18 protein-coding genes are annotated in these 18,066 nt (G+C 64.0%); 12 read left to right on the top strand and 6 right to left on the bottom strand.

Translation table 11 applies throughout. The features are described 5' to 3' along the window. Positions 1-73: 73 nt before the first annotated feature. From thiC to purU, 7 genes are all read left to right on the top strand, one after another. Positions 74-1,891 (top strand): phosphomethylpyrimidine synthase ThiC, encoded by a 1,818-nt coding sequence (thiC, locus tag ACRTG1_RS03600; protein ID WP_432515502.1) that lies wholly within the window; start codon positions 74-76, stop codon positions 1,889-1,891. 3 nt (positions 1,892-1,894) lie between these two features. Beyond that, positions 1,895-2,869 (top strand): glycine oxidase ThiO, encoded by a 975-nt coding sequence (thiO, locus tag ACRTG1_RS03605; protein WP_432515503.1) that lies wholly within the window; start codon positions 1,895-1,897, stop codon positions 2,867-2,869. Next, positions 2,853-3,050: a sulfur carrier protein ThiS gene (gene thiS / locus ACRTG1_RS03610; protein WP_432515504.1), complete on the top strand. Its 198-nt coding sequence runs from the start codon at positions 2,853-2,855 to the stop codon at positions 3,048-3,050. Before thiO ends, thiS begins: the two co-directional genes overlap by 17 nt. A gap of 1 nt (position 3,051) precedes the next feature. Further along, complete coding sequence (locus ACRTG1_RS03615; RefSeq protein WP_113157032.1) at positions 3,052-3,825, top strand: thiazole synthase; 774 nt, start codon at positions 3,052-3,054, stop codon at positions 3,823-3,825. Next, a complete protein-coding gene (locus ACRTG1_RS03620) occupies positions 3,822-4,427 on the top strand; it encodes a thiamine phosphate synthase (protein WP_206553092.1) in 606 nt (201 codons plus the stop codon). Before ACRTG1_RS03615 ends, ACRTG1_RS03620 begins: the two co-directional genes overlap by 4 nt. Beyond that, positions 4,418-5,167: a hydroxymethylpyrimidine/phosphomethylpyrimidine kinase gene (locus ACRTG1_RS03625; RefSeq protein ID WP_432515505.1), complete on the top strand. Its 750-nt coding sequence runs from the start codon at positions 4,418-4,420 to the stop codon at positions 5,165-5,167. Before ACRTG1_RS03620 ends, ACRTG1_RS03625 begins: the two co-directional genes overlap by 10 nt. Positions 5,168-5,304: 137 nt before the next feature. Continuing rightward, a complete protein-coding gene (gene purU / locus ACRTG1_RS03630; RefSeq protein ID WP_113157158.1) occupies positions 5,305-6,159 on the top strand; it encodes a formyltetrahydrofolate deformylase in 855 nt (284 codons plus the stop codon). A gap of 425 nt (positions 6,160-6,584) precedes the next feature. Here the strand turns inward: purU and ACRTG1_RS03635 are convergent, their stop codons facing one another. From ACRTG1_RS03635 to ACRTG1_RS03650, 4 genes are read right to left on the bottom strand one after another with little or no spacing between them, the layout of a single operon-like run. Next, complete coding sequence (locus ACRTG1_RS03635; protein ID WP_317088408.1) at positions 6,585-8,093, bottom strand: tripartite tricarboxylate transporter permease; 1,509 nt, start codon at positions 8,091-8,093, stop codon at positions 6,585-6,587. Between the two features lie 4 nt (positions 8,094-8,097). After that, positions 8,098-8,529, bottom strand: a complete 432-nt coding sequence (locus ACRTG1_RS03640) for a tripartite tricarboxylate transporter TctB family protein (protein WP_162742448.1) — start codon at positions 8,527-8,529, stop codon at positions 8,098-8,100. Then, complete coding sequence (locus tag ACRTG1_RS03645; protein WP_206548962.1) at positions 8,526-9,494, bottom strand: Bug family tripartite tricarboxylate transporter substrate binding protein; 969 nt, start codon at positions 9,492-9,494, stop codon at positions 8,526-8,528. The genes ACRTG1_RS03640 and ACRTG1_RS03645 overlap by 4 nt, the downstream gene beginning before the upstream one ends. 60 nt (positions 9,495-9,554) lie before the next feature. Continuing rightward, on the bottom strand, positions 9,555-10,247 hold the full coding sequence (locus tag ACRTG1_RS03650; RefSeq protein WP_297559067.1) for a GntR family transcriptional regulator: 693 nt from the start codon (positions 10,245-10,247) through the stop codon (positions 9,555-9,557). Positions 10,248-10,397: 150 nt separating this feature from the next. Here ACRTG1_RS03650 and ACRTG1_RS03655 point away from each other — a divergent pair, with 150 nt between their 5' ends. The 4 genes from ACRTG1_RS03655 to nhaC all read left to right on the top strand — a co-directional run bounded on the left by ACRTG1_RS03655 (position 10,398) and on the right by nhaC (position 15,368). Next, entirely contained in the window at positions 10,398-11,363 is a 966-nt protein-coding gene (locus ACRTG1_RS03655; protein ID WP_432515506.1) for a hydroxymethylglutaryl-CoA lyase, read from the top strand. A gap of 13 nt (positions 11,364-11,376) precedes the next feature. After that, positions 11,377-12,567 carry a CaiB/BaiF CoA transferase family protein gene (locus ACRTG1_RS03660; RefSeq protein WP_432515507.1) on the top strand — a complete coding sequence of 397 codons (1,191 nt, stop codon included), beginning with the start codon at positions 11,377-11,379 and terminating at the stop codon, positions 12,565-12,567. Between the two features lie 86 nt (positions 12,568-12,653). Continuing rightward, positions 12,654-13,658, top strand: coding sequence for an LLM class flavin-dependent oxidoreductase (locus tag ACRTG1_RS03665; protein ID WP_432515508.1), 1,005 nt, complete (start codon positions 12,654-12,656; stop codon positions 13,656-13,658). Between the two features lie 198 nt (positions 13,659-13,856). Beyond that, positions 13,857-15,368, top strand: coding sequence for a Na+/H+ antiporter NhaC (nhaC, locus tag ACRTG1_RS03670; protein ID WP_206546436.1), 1,512 nt, complete (start codon positions 13,857-13,859; stop codon positions 15,366-15,368). A gap of 64 nt (positions 15,369-15,432) precedes the next feature. On the opposite strand, the gene ACRTG1_RS03675 is transcribed toward nhaC, so the two are convergent. Continuing rightward, entirely contained in the window at positions 15,433-15,939 is a 507-nt protein-coding gene (locus ACRTG1_RS03675) for a tyrosine phosphatase family protein (protein WP_432515509.1), read from the bottom strand. Beyond that, on the bottom strand, positions 15,939-16,985 hold the full coding sequence (gene cobD, locus ACRTG1_RS03680) for a threonine-phosphate decarboxylase CobD (protein ID WP_317088404.1): 1,047 nt from the start codon (positions 16,983-16,985) through the stop codon (positions 15,939-15,941). Before cobD ends, ACRTG1_RS03675 begins: the two co-directional genes overlap by 1 nt. On the opposite strand from cobD, the gene cbiB reads away from it, so the two are divergent. Then, positions 16,978-17,946, top strand: coding sequence for an adenosylcobinamide-phosphate synthase CbiB (gene cbiB / locus ACRTG1_RS03685; protein ID WP_432515510.1), 969 nt, complete (start codon positions 16,978-16,980; stop codon positions 17,944-17,946). The two genes, cobD and cbiB, sit on opposite strands and share 8 nt — an antisense overlap. The last annotated feature ends 120 nt before the right edge of the window (positions 17,947-18,066 follow it).

An 18,066-nucleotide genomic window follows, 5' to 3' on the forward strand; every position in this document is an offset into this window, starting at 1 on the left:
ACGTCACAGCTCTTCCTCCTCTCGGCACGAACTGGGTCTCCATTGCTGAACGAGCAGAGGAGGCTCTGAACCCATGGACGCATTTGCCCCGACCGTAACCACCGGCCCGTTGCCGGCGTCGCGCAAGGTCTACAAACCCGGAACGCTTCACCCCGAGATTCGCGTGCCCATGCGCGAAATCGCGGTGCACCCGAGCGCCGGCGAACCGCCGGTGACCGTCTACGATTCCTCCGGCCCATACTCTGATCCCGACATGCTGATCGAGATCGACAGGGGCCTGCCGCGCATCCGCGAAGCCTGGGTAAAGGCGCGCGGCGACGTGGAAGCCTATGAGGGACGCCACGTCAAACCGGAAGACAATGGTTTTGCCACCGGCGACCGGCTGACGCCGGAATTTCCCATTCGCCATCAGCCGCTGAAAGCGAAGGACGGCACGGCCGTCACGCAGCTCGCCTATGCGCGCGCCGGCATCATCACGCCGGAGATGGAATTCATCGCCATCCGCGAAAACCTCGGACGCGCGCAGGCCAAGGCCGCGCTTGCCCGCGACGGCGAGAGTTTTGGTGCATCGATCCCCGATTTCGTGACGCCGGAATTCGTGCGTGACGAGGTGGCGCGCGGCCGGGCCGTGATCCCCTGCAACATCAACCACCCGGAAGCCGAGCCGATGATCATCGGCCGCAACTTCCTTGTGAAGATCAACGCCAATATCGGCAATTCCGCCGTCACCTCCTCCATGGCAGAGGAAGTGGAAAAGATGGTGTGGGCGACGCGCTGGGGCGGCGATACGGTGATGGACCTGTCGACCGGCCGCAACATTCACAACATCCGCGAATGGATCATCCGCAATTCGCCCGTGCCGATCGGCACCGTGCCGATCTATCAGGCGCTGGAAAAGGTGAACGGCATTGCCGAAGACCTGAACTGGGAGGTGTTCCGCGACACGCTGATCGAACAGGCTGAACAGGGCGTCGACTATTTCACCATCCATGCGGGTGTGCGCCTGCACTACATTCCGCTGACGGTCGACCGTGTCACGGGCATCGTTTCGCGCGGCGGCTCGATCATGGCCAAGTGGTGCCTGCACCATCACAAGGAGAGCTTTCTCTACCAGAACTTTGCGGAAATCTGCGACATCTGCCGCGCCTATGACGTGTCGTTCTCGCTGGGCGACGGCCTGCGGCCCGGCTCCATCGCCGACGCCAATGACGCAGCCCAGTTTGCCGAGCTGGAAACGCTGGGCGAACTGACGAAGATCGCCTGGGAGAAGGACTGCCAGGTCATCATCGAAGGCCCCGGTCATGTGCCCATGCACAAGATCAAGGAAAACATGGACAAGCAGCTCGAGGTCTGTGGCGAGGCCCCGTTCTATACGCTTGGGCCGCTCACCACGGACATTGCGCCGGGCTATGACCACATCACGAGCGGCATCGGCGCGGCGATGATCGGCTGGTATGGCACGGCCATGCTCTGCTACGTCACGCCGAAAGAGCATCTGGGCCTGCCTGACCGCGATGACGTGAAGACAGGCGTCATCACCTACAAGATCGCGGCGCATGCGGCGGACCTCGCCAAGGGGCATCCGGCGGCGAAGATCCGCGATGATGCGCTTTCGCGGGCGCGCTTCGAGTTCCGCTGGGAGGATCAGTTCAACCTCTCGCTGGACCCGGAAACGGCGCGTAATTTCCATGATCAGACCCTGCCGAAGGAAGCGCACAAGGTGGCGCATTTCTGCTCCATGTGCGGCCCGAAATTCTGCTCCATGCGCATTTCCCACGACATCCGCGCCGAGGCGCAGAAGGAGGGGATGGCGAAGATGGCGGAGAAGTTCCGCGAGGGCGGCGATCTCTACATGCCGCTCGACCAGGTGGCGGCGGAGAACGGGGACTGACCCATGCATGTCCTCATTCGCGGGGCCGGCATTGCCGGCCTCACGCTGGCCCATGAGCTTGTCCGGGCGGGCGCGCAGGTGACTGTCTGCGACGTTCGCACCGGATCGGCGGGCAGCGCCTCATGGCTTGCCGGCGGGATGCTTGCGCCCTGGTGCGAGCGTGAAAGCGCGGAACAGCCGGTTCTGACACTGGGACGCCTTGCGGCGGACTGGTGGGACACGGCGCTGCCCGGCCATGTGTTGCGCAATGGAACGCTGGTGGTCGCGCCTGCGCGCGATGCAGCAGAACTCAACCGCTTCGCCACCCGCACGGGCGGCCATGATTGGCTGGATGGCGACGGCGTGGCGGCACTGGAGCCCGATCTCGCCGGACGGTTTCGGCGTGGGCTTTTCTTCCGGGACGAAGCGCATCTCGACCCGCGCCGGGCGATGACGGCGCTGATCGCCGGGTTGAAAGCGGCAGGTGTACGCTTCGCTTACGGTAATGATACGCCGGTTGAGGCGGACAGGATTGCCGATTGCACCGGCATGGCGGCCGCTGACGACGGGTTGCGCGGGGTGCGCGGCGAAATGCTTCTGCTGCGCACGAAAGAGATCAGCCTTTCACGCCCGGTGCGTCTGCTTCATCCGCGCATTCCGGTCTATATCGTGCCGCGTGAAGGGCATCACTTCATGGTCGGCGCGACGATGATCGAAAGCGATGATGACGGGCCGATCAGCGCCCGCTCGACAATGGAACTCCTGAACGCGGCCTACAGCCTGCACCCGGCCTTTGCGGAAGCGAAGATCGTGGAGACGGGCGCCGGCGTGCGCCCGGCCTATGCCGACAATCTGCCGCGGGTGAAGCAGACCCGGGAGGGGATCAGCGTGAACGGCTTTTATCGCCATGGCTTTCTGCTCTCGCCCGCAATGGCGCAGGAGGCGGCGGCCCTGATCCTGAAAGAACGCGTGGAGGCTCTGAATGAAGCTCACGGTTAATGGCGAGGAGCAGCGCGTGAAGGCAACGACGCTTGCCGCCCTTCTCGACGAACTCGACTATGCGCCCGACTTTCTCGCCACGGCGCGTAATGGCGAACTGGTGCCGGCGGGAGAGCGCGTTCTCTGCACACTCGATGAAGGCGACCGGATCGAAATCCTCTCGCCCATGCAGGGAGGCTGACATGCTGACGCTCTACGGCGAAACACTGACATCGCGGCTTCTGCTGGGCACTGCGCAATACCCCTCCCCCGCCATCATGGCCGAGGCGGTGCGGGCTTCGGCCTGCGATATCGTGACCGTTTCGCTGCGACGCGAGACGGCGGGAAACCGCACGGGCGGGCAGTTCTGGGAGCTGATCCGGGAACTGGGCGTGCGGGTTCTGCCCAACACGGCCGGATGCCACTCGGTGAAGGAAGCGGTGACCACGGCGCAGATGGCACGCGAGCTTTTCGGCACGGACTGGATCAAGCTCGAAGTGATCGGCCACCATGACACGCTTCAGCCGGACGTGTTTGGCCTCGTGGAAGCCGCGCGCATCCTGAGTGCCGAGGGTTTCCGGGTGTTTCCCTACACGACCGACGATCTGGTGGTGGCCGAACGGCTTCTTGAGGCGGGATGCGAGGTTCTGATGCCTTGGTGCGCGCCCATCGGCTCGGCGCGCGGGCCTGTGAACGTGGACGGATTGCGGGCGATCCGGGCGCATTTCCCCGACATTCCGCTGATCGTGGATGCGGGACTTGGACGCCCCTCGCATGCGGGCATGGTGATGGAGCTTGGTTTCGACGCGGTTCTTCTGAACACGGCCGTTGCAAAGGCCGGCGATCCGGCAGCGATGGCGGCAGCCTTTGCCGGGGCGGTCGAGGCCGGCCACGTGGCCTTTCGCGCCGGGCCGCTGGAGCCGCGCGACATGGCCGTTCCCTCAACCCCGATTATTGGCAAGGCCGTTTTCGAATGAAGCTTGATCCCTTTTATCTCATCGTTGACAGCGCGGCGTGGATTGCCCGGCTTGCGCCTCTGGGCGTGAAGCTGGTGCAGTTGCGCATCAAGGAGATGGATGAGCAAAACCTCAAGGCCGAGATCGCCGAGGCAAAGCGCATCTGCGCCGGTCACGACTGCCAGCTGATCGTCAACGACCACTGGCGGCTTGCCATCGAGACGGGCTGCGACTTCATCCATCTGGGACAGGAAGATCTGGCGGAAGCCGATCTTGGCGCGATCCGCGCGGCGGGGATGAAGCTTGGCATCAGCACCCATGATGGAGCGGAACTGCGCACGGCGCTCGCCGAAAAACCGGAATATGTGGCGCTCGGCCCGGTCTATCCAACGATCCTGAAGAAGATGAAATGGGCGCCGCAGGGGCTCGACCGGCTGGCCGACTGGCGAAAGCGTGTCGGCGATGTGCCGCTGGTGGCGATTGGCGGGCTGAACCCGGAGCGGTTGCCCGGCGTGTTTGAAGCGGGTGCGGACAGCGCCGCCGTGGTGACGGACATAACGCTGAACCCCGATCCGGAAGCGCGCACCCGCGAATGGCTTGCGGCGACGGAGAAATGGCGATGAGTGCGGCGCATGTGCTGGTGGTCGCCGGCTCGGATTCCTCCGGCGGGGCCGGTATTGCGCGCGACATCGAGACGATTTCGGCGTTCGGCGTGAAGACATGCCTTGCCGTGACGGCAGTGACCGTGCAGACGCATGAGGCGGTGAGCCGCGTCGACCTCTGCGCCCCTGAGATGGTGGAAGCGCAGATGTTTGCCGCCCTTTCGGCCAACCGGGTGACGGCGATCAAGATCGGCATGCTGGGAGCCGGTGAGACGGTGGAGCGCGTCGCGGCCATTCTGCGCGCAAATGCCGACATTCCGGTGGTGCTCGATCCGGTGATCGCTTCGTCTTCCGGGCGGGCGCTGCTTGCCGAAGACGCGATTGAAACCATGCGCGAAAAGCTGATGCCGCTGTGCAGCCTTGTTACGCCAAACCTGCCGGAACTGGCGATTTTGACGCGAGAGGAAGAAGCGGAATGCGAGGCTAACCGGCATGCCCAGGCAGGCCGGATGCTTGCCGGGGGCGTGCGCGCGCTGCTGGTGAAGGGCGGACATGCGCGTGGTGTTCGCGCGGTTGACACGCTCTTTCGGGCGGACGGGCCACCGCTTCATTTTGACGGACCGCGCCTGCCCGGCGCAATGCGCGGCACCGGCTGCATGCTGGCGAGCGCCGTCGCGGCTGGCCTTGCCCGGGGCGATGCACTTGAGGCAAGCGTGCGGACGGCCAAAACCCATCTTTCCGAACGCTGGCTGGCTGCCTGAGGCAGGCTGCACCCGGCTGTCACTCAGCGTCAGCCTTGGTGAGACACTAAAACCATTTCAATCCTCGTTCGATGGCGTATAAAACGCCCCGCGCCTGCGGGCGCTTTTCCTTTCAGATCACAAGTTCAGGCAAAGCCATGACCGAGAAGACGTTTCACATCAATCTTACCTGCGAAGATCGCCCCGGCATCGTGGCGGCAGTGACGACGGAACTCGCCGGTCTGGGTGCGAACATCGCTGAATCCAACCAGTTCTGGGATCGCCAGAGCAACCGCTTCTTCATGCGCATTGCCGCGACCGCGCCCGAGGGCGTGGAACGCGACGGGCTGATGCGCGCGCTGGAGCCGGCCATTGCGCGCTTCGACATGAAGACCGCGATGAGCGACACGACGCGGCGGCCGAAGATCATCATCATGGTGTCGAAGTTCGATCACGCGCTGCTGCACCTGCTCTACCAGATCCGTGTCGGCTGGCTGGACGCCGAGGTGGTGGCCATCGTTTCGAACCATGAGGATTCACGCCGCACGGCGGAGATGGAGGGCATCCCCTATCACTGCTGGAAGGTGAACAAGGAGAACAAGCAGGAGCAGGAAGCAAAGCTGCTTGAGCTGTTCAAGGAGACGGGCGCGGATCTCGTCATCCTCGCGCGCTATATGCAGGTGCTTTCGAACGAGCTCTCGAACCGTCTCTACGGCAAAGTGATCAACATTCACCATTCGTTTTTGCCGAGCTTCAAGGGCGCGAAGCCCTATCATCAGGCGCATGAGCGCGGCGTGAAGCTGATCGGCGCGACGGCGCATTATGTGACGCCGGATCTCGATGAGGGGCCGATCATCGAGCAGGAAACCGAGCGTGTGACGCATGCCATGACGGCAGAGGATTTCGTTGCCACCGGCCGCGACATCGAAAGCCGGGTTCTGGCCCGCGCCGTGAAGCTGCACCTGGAAAACCGGGTGATGATGAACGGGCACAAGACGGTCGTCTTCGGGTGACACCTGTCAACAGAGTGTCGTGAAGGGCGCTCTGGTGTTTTGATCCCGTTCTCCGGTTTTCGTCATGCCCGGCCTTGAGCCGGGTATCCATGCCGTCGTCGGCGCAAATGATTGCGGTTCTGGCATGGATCCTCGGGTCAGGCCCGAGGATGACGAGGTGTGGAGGTGGGCTGGGGGTGTTCAGCTCGCGGTAGCGCTGTTTTGCCTCTGCGCGCGGAAAGTGCGTAGGAAGGCGGGGGCTGGCATGCGCAGGATGTCGCCGATCACGCTGAGGGTTGGGCGTCCCGCTTTGCTCTCCGGTTTTCGTCATGCCCGGCCCTGAGCCGGGTATCCATGCCGTCGTCTGTGAAAATGATTGCGGTTCTGGCGTGGCTCCTCGGGTCGGGCCCGAGGATGACGAGGTGTGGAGGTGGGCTGGAGCTGGTTCAGCCCGCCGCAGCGCGGTTTCGCCTGCGGGCGCGGAAGGCGAGCAGGAAGGCGAGGCCCAGCATGCTTGCGGTGATGGCGTAGAGTGTCAGCGCGATGGGGCTTGAGACCAGAATCTGGAAGTCGCCATTCGAGATGGAGAGTGCGCGGCGCAGATTGTTTTCCATGTCCGCACCCAGAAGCAGCCCCAGAATGACCGGCACCAGCGAGATGCCCAGCATGCGCAGGATGTAGCCGATCACGCCGAACCCCACCATGACGAACAGGTCGAAGGTGGAATGGCTGATCGAGTAGACGCCCAGGAAGCTGACCATCACGACGAAGGGCATCAGCACCCATTGCGGCATGGAAAGCATGCGCGTGAACAGGCCGATCATCGGGATGTTCATGATGAGCAGCGCGACATTGGCCAGGTAGAGCGCGGCGATGAGGCCCCAGACCAGTTCCGGCTGCCGGTCGAAGAGCAGCGGGCCGGGCTGGATGTTGAGCGAGATGAGCAGCGCCAGCATGACGGCGGTGGTGCCGCTGCCGGGCACGCCGAGCGTGAGCATGGGGATGAGCGCGCCGCCGGACGCGGCGTTGTTGCCGGCCTCGGGCGCAGCGATGCCGCGCGGATCGCCCTGCCCGAATTTGCCGTCCTTGGCGCTCCAGCGCTGTTCGGCGATGTAAGACATGAACGCGCCGAGTGATGCGCCGGCGCCCGGCAGGATGCCGCAGACAAAGCCGATGACCGAGCCGCGCAGATTGGCCCAGCCGCCGGACATCATGTCCTTGAAGCGCGGCAGCGCACGGCCAAGCGGGACCATTTTGGTTTCGCCCTGATGCACCCGCTCCAGATAGACCAGCACTTCGGAGATGGCGAACAGGCCGACAATGGCGACGATGGGGTCGAACCCGTCATAGAGATGGAACGAACCGGCGGTGTAGCGCGCGGTGCCCGTGGCCGGGTCGAGACCGACCGTCGCGATCATCAGGCCGATGAAGGCCGCGAGCAGCGTCTTGAACGGATTGACCGAGGTGATGCCGCCAATGGTGGCGAACGCCATGACATAGAGCGCGAAATAGTCGGCGGGGCCGAAATAGATGGCGGCCTTGGCCAGAAGCGGCGCAAACAGGGTGAGGCCGATGGTGGCGAAGGTCGCGCCGATGAAGGAGGCGACGGCGGAGATGGCGAGCGCTTCCGACGCCTTGCCGGCGCGCGCCATGGGGTAGCCGTCGAGCGTTGTCATGATCGCCGGTTCATCGCCGGGGATGTTGAGCATGATCGACGAAATGCGCCCGCCATACATGCAGCCATAATAGATGCACGACAGCATGATGAGCGCCGAGGTGGGCTCCAGCCCGAGCGAGAAGGCGAGCGGGATGAGAATGGCAACGCCGTTTACCGGACCAAGGCCCGGCAGCGCGCCGATCAGCGTTCCCGCAAAGCAGCCGAACAGCGCCAGAGCCAGATTGGTCGGCGTGATGGCGACCGCAAAGCCTTGCGCAAGGGCGGAGAGCATATCCATGAAATCAGCTCACGAATTCTGGGAGAAGCGGCAGCGGCAGGCCGAGCAGCTTGTCGAAGGTGAGGAACAGGAACGCGCTCATGATTGCCGCCGAAGCGATGGATTTCGGCCAGGAACTGCGCAGAATGCGCCCGAAAAGCGCGACGGCGATGAAGGTGGCAAGCGGAAAACCGAGCACTTCCAGAAAGCCCGCATAGGCAAGCAGCAGCGAGACCGCCGCCACCTGCAGCAACAGCGGCTTGCCCGTGACCCAGGCCGGTTCCTCATCGGGCCGGATGATCATGACCAGGCTGAGAATGGCCGCAGGCACGGACAGCATGACGGGGAAGGCCGCGGGGCCAAGAGGGTCGCCGAAGCTCGCCTCATAGTCTCCCGCGGTCACGCCGTACCAGATCGAAATGGCCAGAAGAAAAAGGCCGACGATCCTGTCTGTCACTTGATGACTCCGATCTCCTGGGAAATCTTGCGCATCTGCTCGGACTGGTCCTTCACATAGGCTTCGAATTCGTCGCCGCCGCGCCAGACCGGAACAAGGCCGTTGGCCTGCGCCGTCTCTTTCCAGTCATCGGTGTCATAGAGGTTCTGCAGACGGTCGACCCAGGCGCTGTAGCCCTCGTCGGACACCTCGCCGCCCGTGTAGAAACCGCGCCAGTTGTAGCCGGTCACGTCGAGGCCCTGCTCCTTGGCGGTCGGGGCGTCGGGGAAGGCTGGAATGCGGTCGTCGGAAAGGGCTGCGAGAATACGCACATCGCCCGATTCCACAAAACCTGCGATCTCGCCGAGATCGGTGGAGACCGCCTGCACCTGACCGCCGATCATCTGCGTGACGGCCGGGCTGCCGCCGTCGAACTGCACCCAGCGGATCTGCTTGTAGTCATCGCCGGAAAGGCCTGCGGCCTGCGCCAGCATGAGAAGGCGGATGTGGTCCCAGCCGCCCGCACCGGACGAACCGGCGACGGCAAGCGCGCTCGGGTCTTTCTTGAGCGCCGCAACCAGATCGTCGAGCGTCTTGAATTCGGAGTCCTTCGGCACGAGAATGACGCCGACATCGGTGCCGAGCATGGCAACCCAGCGCATCACGGATGTGTCTGCCGGATATTTGCCCTGCGCGATCTGCGTGACGCCCACCGTGGAGGTGGCGACCATCAGATCCGCGTCATCGGCGCGCGAGGACATGACCTTGGCATAGGCAACTGCGCCCACGCCGCCCGGCATGTTGGTGACCTGCACCGGGGCGTCCACGCGTTTCTGGTCAAAGAGCATCTTGCCGATGGTGCGGCAGGTGAAGTCCCAGCCGCCGCCGGGGTCGGCGGGCGCAATGCATTCGGCTGCCGTCGCGCCGGCAACGGAGAGCGACGTCCAAACGACGGCCGCTCCAAAGAGCTTCGATAATTTCCTCATCAAGTCCTCCCTTGTTGAAACCGAGATGCGAGATCCCGAAACCGGTTTCCCTGACCGGCCTCAGCCTCCTTCCACGAACCCGCGCGCGCCAAAAAGGCGACGCGAATCCTCCAGCGCCTGCAGGATCTGCCCACGCACATCCTGCGCATGCCTGCGAATGGCGGCGGCGGCCTCCTCAGTCCTCCGCTGCCTTACAAGCGCTATGATTTCATTGTGTTCGCGATGGGCGATCGCGCGCGCCTCCGGCGAGCTGGCAACCAGCCAGCGGGCGCGGATCGTGCGGTTGACCGCATCCTGCACCGCGTCGCGCAAAAAGCGGTTTCCCGAAAGGGCCGCAAGCTGCACGTGAACGTCGAGCCCGGCCTCGAACCAGTCGTCCGGCGTGAAATCGCTTAAGCCCTCATCCACCGTGCGCAGAATGACATCCAGCTCTTCGGGCCTGGCGCGTTCGCAGGCAAGGCGGATCGCCGCATCCTCGACGATCTCGCGGTATTCGAAGATCTCTTCGAGCTGCTGGAGATCGAATGGCGCAATGGCGTAGCCGCGTTCTGCCTTGACCACGAGCCCTTCGCGGATCAGTTCCGCCAGCGCCTGCCGGATGGGCGTGCGCGACACGCCATAGGCGGCCTCCAGCGAACGCTCCGAGACGACCTCGCCCGGCGCGAGCTTGAGCGACAGCACATCGCCGCGAATGCGCGACAGGACGCGCTCGCCAAGCGGCTGTTCGGACATGTCGCGCGCGGCCTCACCCATGGGTCGTCTGTCTTCCTCCCGGATGCGCAGCCGATGCCCGGGCCGCGCCATTGTTCTTCCGGTCGCCATTTTCTGAAGGGCCATTGACCGGACTTTGCGAGACGGTATACCAATCCGGTCTACCGATGCAATCAGGTGGGAGGAAAAATCGTGACAGCAGCAACCGGCCACCATGTGAAGGGCTTCCCCGAGACCGTCAGCGTCATCGAGGTGGGGCCGCGCGACGGATTGCAATCGGAACCGGAATTCGTGCCGACGGACCGGAAAATCGCCCTCGTCAACGGGTTGATCGATGCCGGCATCCGTCATCTGGAGGTGACCTCCTTCGTTTCGCCGCGCGCGGTGCCGCAACTGCGTGATGCAGCAGATGTTCTGGCCGGGATCGACCGCTCGAAGGGTGCGGTGCTGACTGCGCTGGTGCCCAACGCAAAGGGCGCGGTTCGTGCAGCCGAGGCCGGCATCGACGCGATGGTCGTTTTCATGTCGGCGTCGGAGAGCCACAATCTGAAGAATGTGAACCGCACCCGCGCCCAGTCTCTGGAAGGATTTGCGGACATCGTGCGGATTGCCGGAGAAGCGAACATTCCCGTCTTCGGCGCGATTGCGACGTCTTTCGGCTGCCCGTTTGAGGGCAATCTGCCGGTGAGCGCCATCGTGGACATTGCACGGGCCTATCGGGACATGGGCATCACCACGCTTTCGCTGGGCGACACCACCGGCATGGCCACGCCGCCGCTGGTGCAGGAGCGCTGCCGCGCGCTTGGCGAGGCGGTGCCGGAAGCCGACATCGCGCTGCATTTTCACAACACGCGCGGTGTGGGGCTGGCCTGCGTCTATGCCGGGCTTCTGGAAGGCGTGACCCGCTATGAGGCAAGCATTGGCGGGCTCGGCGGCTGCCCCTTCGCGCCGAATGCGACGGGCAATATCTGCACCGAAGATCTGGTTTACATGCTGGATGAATGCGGCGTGGAAAGCGGCGTCGATCTCGACAGGCTGATCAGGGTTTCGCGGCAGGCGGAAGCGGTGATCGGGCGCACCCTGCCCGGCCAGGTTATGAAGGCGGGGCCACGGCTTCAAACCTACGGCATGGACAGTGTTGCGACGGCCAATGGCTGACGGGATGACCGACATGAAAGCGCCTCTAGACGGTATCCGCGTCATCGACCTGACCCGCGTTCTCTCCGGCCCCTTCTGCACCATGATGCTGGGCGACATGGGCGCGGAAATCATCAAGGTGGAGCCCGCCAAGGGCGATCCGATCCGTGAACAGGGCACGCTGCGGGATGGGTTTTCCGCCTATTATGCGAGCTTCAACCGCAACAAAAAGTCGGTCGTCATCGATCTTTACAGTGAAAGCGGCCGGCAGGTTCTGGAACGCCTGATCGCCGGCGCGGATGTGCTGGTCGACAATTTTCGTCCCGGCGTGATGGCCAGGATGGGTTTTGGCGAAGAGCGCCTGAAGGCGCTGAACCCGAAGCTGGTGACCGCCAATGTGAACGGCTACGGCTCGACCGGCCCTTATGTGGAGCGCCCGGCTTTCGACTTCATCGCACAGGCGATGAGCGGGCTGATGGGCGTGAACGGTGCGGAAGGCGGGGAACCCATGCGGGTTGCGCAGCCGATCACCGATCTGGTGGCCGGGCTCTATTGCGCTTTCGGCATCGTCAACGCGCTGCGCGCCCGCGACCTGAATGGCACGGGACAGCATGTGGAAACCGCCATGATGAATGGCGCAATCAGCATGATGGCCTATCTGGCATCCGAATATTTCACCACCGGGGAACTGCCCGCCCGTACCGGCAACGACCACCCGCTGGTCGCCCCTTACGGGCTGTTCCGGGCGAGCGATGGCGAAATTGCGGTGGCTCCATCGAATGATGTGATCCTGAAGCGCTTTCTCGATGTGCTGGGGCTTGGCCATCTGCTTGAGGACGCGCGCTATGACACGAATGAAAAGCGTTTCGGCCGACGCGCCGAACTGAACGAGATGATCAACGGCGCGGTCGGCGGCGACACGCAGGAGGCCTGGATTGCGCGCCTGAACGCAGCCGGTGTGCCCTGCGGCAAGGTGCAGAACCTGGCCGAGGCGCTGAACGACCCGCAGACGCGCGCGCAGGAAATGGTGATCGAGGTGGACCAGCCGAACCATGGGCCGATCCGGATGCTGGGTTTTCCGGTGAAGCTGAGTGGAACGCCATGCCGATTACGCCACCCCGCCCCCGCACTGGGGGAAGACACCAGGGCGGTTCTGGAAGCGAGCGGTTTCTCTGCAGACGAGATTGAGGCGCTGGCAAGAGAAGGTGCCATCGGTAGCAATTAGGCTGTGGCATTCAACGCGCCACCCTTGGATCGGCGTTGAACGGCACCCATATGCCGGGGAGTATCCTGCCCCTCCGGAGTTTCCCCATGGTTCCGTTTTCCGTTCTCGATCTGGCTCCCGTTCCCGAGGGTTCGAGCGTTGGAGACGCCCTGCGCAATACGCTTGATCTGGCGCGCCACACCGAGAGCTGGGGTTATCGCCGTTTCTGGCTGGCCGAACACCACAATATGAGCGGCATTGCCAGTGCGGCCACCGCAGTGCTTATCGGCCAGGTGGCTGCGGCGACACAGTCGATCCGCGTTGGTGCGGGCGGCGTGATGCTGCCAAACCATGCGCCGTTGGTCATCGCAGAACAGTTCGGCACGCTCGCGACGCTTTATCCCGACCGCATCGACCTCGGTCTTGGTCGCGCGCCCGGCACCGACATGGCGACGGCGCGTGCGCTGCGGCGCGGGCTGGAAGATGGCGACGGCTTTCCGCGCGATGTGATGGAACTGATGGCCTATCTCGGCGACGGGCAGCCCGGCCAGCAAGTGCGCGCCATTCCCGGCGCGGGCACGCATGTGCCGATCTGGATTCTCGGTTCAAGCCTTTATGGCGCGCAGCTTGCGGCGCATCTGGGCCTGCCCTACGCCTTCGCCTCGCATTTTGCACCCGCGGCGCTGGAACAGGCGAGCGAGATCTATCGCCAGACCTTCCGTCCTTCGGAGCATCTGGAGAAGCCGTATTTCATGATGGCGCTGAACGTTTTTGCAGCCGATACGGACGCGGAAGGCTTGTTTCTGAAGTCCACAATGCAGCAGGCTTTTGCCAATCTGCGCCTCGGGCGGCCAGGCCCCCTGCCCCGGCCGATGGAGAATGTGGAAGCAACATTCGACCCGGCAATCGCGGCAGGTGTGGCGCAGGCGCTGGCCTGCACGGCGGCGGGCAGCCCGGAGACGGTGCGCGATGCGCTGCATGGTTTCATCACCCGCTACGGGCCGGATGAAATCATCATCACCGGCCAGATCCACGACCATGAGGCGCGCCTCAAATCCTTCCGGATCGCGGCGGAAATTCTTTCAGAAACCCGGACTTCGCAGGAGGTCTGAGGTGACAGGATGGCCCCATAACAGCTCTGTTAGAGATATGCTTTAAGCCTGAACTGATCCAAGGATTTTGGAAAATTTGGTCTGATCGACCTTGAAATCGGCAAATTAAGACCAAACGAGTTTTTGCTCCTGTTATCGTCGAGTGAACAAGAGCGCGGGGAAAACGCGCCTTTCTTCGAACGATAATGGGAGAGAGACATGTCGTCCTCGCAAAAGGCATTGCCGAGCTTACCGCTTGCGCTCACGCCGGTGCTGCTCACGCTCATCGTGCTTGGCGTACAGCTATTCTACTTCGACGATTTCACCCCGCATGTACCATTGGCCATAGGGCTGGCGATTACCGGCCTTGTCGGCGTCAAGCTGGGGTTTGACTGGGAAGACATCGAAAAGGGCGTGTTCCACGTCATCCACGTGTCACTGCCTTCCGTTTCGGTTCTGATCACGGTTGGCATGATCATCGGCGTGTGGATCGCGAGCGGCACGGTGCCGACGCTGATCTATTACGGTCTCACCATCCTGTCTCCGCAGATATTCCTCGCCGCCGCCATGCTTTTGTGCGCGGTCGTTTCGCTGTCGCTGGGAACCTCGTGGGGCACGGTCGGCACGGTCGGCCTGGCGCTGATGGGCATTGGCGCGGGGTTCGGCATACCCGTCTACTGGACGGCAGGCGCGGTGGTTTCCGGCGCGTTCTTCGGTGACAAGGTTTCGCCGCTCTCCGACACGACGAACCTTGCCCCGGCGGTGACGGGTGTGGACGTGTTCTCGCACATCAAGAACATGATGCCGACCACCATTCCCTCCATGCTGATTGCGCTCGGTATCTACCTTTTCGCCGGCTATGCGCTGATCGAGTCCGGTGGTGCATCCTTTGACAAGATCACCGCGATCACCTCGTCGCTGCAGGACAATTTCGTGATTTCGCCCTGGCTGCTTCTGCCGGCCATTCTGGTGATCGCGCTGGCCGTGAAGCGCATGCCGCCTATCCCCTCTCTTTTTGCAGGCGTTCTGGCTGGCGGCCTGACGGCGATGCTCGTGCAGGGCGTCGGGCTGCATGATGTCTTCACCTACGCCAATAGCGGCTACAAGATCGACACGGGTGTGAGCGAAATCGACTCGCTGCTCAATCGCGGCGGCATCCAGTCGATGATGTGGACGATCTCACTGGTGCTGATCGCGCTGGGCTTCGGCGGGGCTCTGGAGAAGACCGGCTGCCTGGAGACGATCATCCGCGCCATCATGATGAAGGTGAAGAGCTTCGCCGGCATCCAGACGGCTGCCGTCGGCACCTCGATGGCGACCAATCTGGTAGCAGGCGATCCCTATCTTTCCATCGCGCTGCCCGGCCGCATGTATGCGCCGGTCTATCGCGGCATGGGCTATTCCACGCTCAACCTGTCGCGGGCGATCGAGGAAGGCGGTACGCTGATTTCGCCGCTGGTTCCGTGGAATGCTGGCGGCGCATTCGTCATCAGCGCGCTGGCGCTCGGCGTCTCGGACGGGCATCTGGAGAACCTGCTCTACATTCCGCTCGCCTTTGCCTGCTGGCTCTCACCGGTGATTGGGCTCGTCTATGCCTATACGGGGCTTTTCTCGCCACGGGCGAGCGAGGCGGAGATACAGGGCTGGCACGATAGCGGTGAGACCATCGCTGATCTGAGCGACCATGGCTGGGAGACACCCGCCATACCGAGCACGACACCGGCGGAATAAGCCGCTGTGACACGGACAGGCCCCTTGGATGGACGCGCGGTGATCTACGGGGCCTGTTTCACATTCAGCGGGCGGGGTAGTGAAACGGCTCGCCCGCAAAGGCTTCTGCGCCACGGCCGATCTGGTGGATCGCGCGGATCATCCGGCCTTCGCGCTCAAGGAGCCGGTCGCCCAGTGCGACGATGCGCCGGTTGGGCGTGGCGCTCGGGGCGCGCTCGCGCAGCATCTGCGCAAGGGCGAATTCGTCCATCTCGCGGGCGAAGGCGTTGGCGATGACATAGGCGGCGGCCGTGGAGCGGCTGATGCCCGCATAGCAATGCACGACCATTGGCGAGCGCCAGTCCCAGTCCTGTGCGAAATCGAGCAGGCGTTCGACATGATCGAGCTCCGGCGCGATGAGGCCGGGACGCAGATCCGCGATGTCGTGCATGGCGAGATGCAGGCGGTTCGGCACGGCGCTGGCATCATCCAGAGCCGGGGGCTCGCCGTTCGAGGTGAGCGAAATCATGTGCTGTGCGCCGGTGGCCTTGAGCATGCGCTGTAGATGCGTGCCGGGGCAGACATAAAGCATTATGCCCCTCCCCCGTCCCGGCTTTGAAGTGCGGCGCGCACGCGCTCGAAAGCCTCATCATCGCCCGGCAGGCCGATGCGCAGGCAATCCGGCCGTCCGGCGAAGCGCCGAACGAGTATGCCGCTGCGGCCAAGATGATCGAAAAGATCCGCCGCGCGCGGATGGCGCAGGAAGCGGAAGAGATCCGTTCCGCCGGCGATGGTCAGACCCTTTTCGTGAAAGAGCGCGTCGAGACGTAAGCGCTCTGTTTCGAGCCTCTGGCGCATGGCGCTTTGCCAGCCATGGTCTGCAAGCGCCTCGAGCCCGGCGTGGAGCGCCGGCCCTGCAACAGCCCACGGACCGAGCCAGCCTGAGAGTTTTTGGGCGCGTTCAGTGGAGGTGAGCGCGAACCCCAGGCGCAGGCCTGCGAGACCGAAGAACTTTCCGAACGAGCGCAGCACGAGGATGTTGCCGGCTTCCAGATCGCCGGCGAGGCTCTCGGCCTGCGGGCCGACATCCATGAAAGCCTCATCGACCACCAGAACGCCGCCATCAGCGCGCATGCTTGCGGCGAGATCGAGAAGGTCGCTTCGACCGATCAGCCGCCCGTCGGGATTGTTTGGATTGACCACCACGGCGAGCCGCGCGCCACGAAGCGCATCGAAGCTCTCCACCTCTTCGACCGCATGCCCGGCCAGTGCGGCTGCGCGCGCGTGTTCGGCATAGGTGGGGCCGAGAATGCGGGCCGGGCCGGGTGCCAGAAGCGATGCGACCAGCGGGAGAAGAAGCTGCGTTCCGGGCGCGGCGATGACGTTTGCCGCAGACGGCGCGCCGTAATGCCGGGCCGCGTGCGCGGTCAGCGCGGCAATGTCGGCTTCTTCGGGCAGGCGCTCGACGGCGCTGGCAGGCAGGGGCGAAAAAGGATAGGGGTGCGGGTTGATGCCGGTGGACAGATCGAGCCAGGGTGTCGGCGCGTCTGGAAACTGTGCCGAAGCCCGAACGAGACTGCCGCCGTGATCGGTCACCTTCTCCGCCGCCCGGTCAGCCAGTCGAGGCCTGATGTCCATTCTGATCGCCCTTTCATCCATGCTGGTCGAGCTCGCCATCGGTTATCCGCAGCAGCTCTTTCGCCTGATCGGTCATCCCGTCACCTGGATTGGCCGTCTTATCGCGCTGGCGGACGCGCGATGCAATGTCGAAACCCTTTCGCCCGGTGCGCGCCGCCTGAATGGCGCGCTTGCGCTGGTCGGCATTCTGATGCTCGCAGGTCTGGCCGGCTGGTTGATCCAGACGGCCCTTTCCGGCTGGGCCGGGCTGCTGGTCGCCGCTCTCGCCGGCAGTTCGCTGATCGCCCAGCGGAGCCTTGCAAGCCATGTGAAAGCGGTGGCGGACGGGCTGGACGCCGGCGGGCTTCCGGAAGGCCGAAAAGCGGTTTCGCAGGTCGTTGGCCGGGACCCCGAAAGCCTCGACGAGGCCGGGGTTTCGCGCGCGGCCATCGAGAGCCTTGCCGAAAACTGCTCCGACGGCGTGGTTGCGCCGGTGTTCTGGCTGGCGGTTGGCGGACTGGCGGGCGGCGCGCTCTACAAGGCTGCGAATACGGCCGATTCCATGATCGGCCACAAGACCGCGCGGCACCTTCATTTCGGCTGGGCGGCGGCGCGTTTCGACGATCTGATCAACCTGCCCGCTTCGCGCCTGACAGCATTTCTCTTCATTGCCGCCGCGTTCTTCATGCGTGATGCCTCGGCCGGAGCGGCATGGCGCGCGGTGCGCCGCGATGCGCGCCATCATCGCTCGCCCAATGCCGGCTGGCCGGAAGCGGCGATGGCGGGCGCGCTCGGCCTCGCCCTTGCCGGCCCGCGCCGCTATGGCGGCGAGGTGGTGGATGACGCGGTGATGGGCGATGGCGGCCGCCGCGAGGCCAATGCCGGCGACATCCGCCGGGCGCTCACGCTCTATCGGATTGCAGACGGGCTGTTGATCGGGCTTGTGGCGCTTGCCGCCGGGCTCTGGCATCTGGCTTTCTGAGATTGGCGGATTGGGGCGGAGGCGTGGGGGCCGATTGCCACGCTCTCTGATCTTCTGGCAGCTGCGTGGTGCGTGGTTCGACAGGCTCACCATGAGGGAGGGGGAGGCGCTGCAACTCCG

The organism is Nitratireductor sp. PBL-C9, assembly GCF_050877045.1.
GTDB lineage: Bacteria > Pseudomonadota > Alphaproteobacteria > Rhizobiales > Rhizobiaceae > Nitratireductor > Nitratireductor aquimarinus.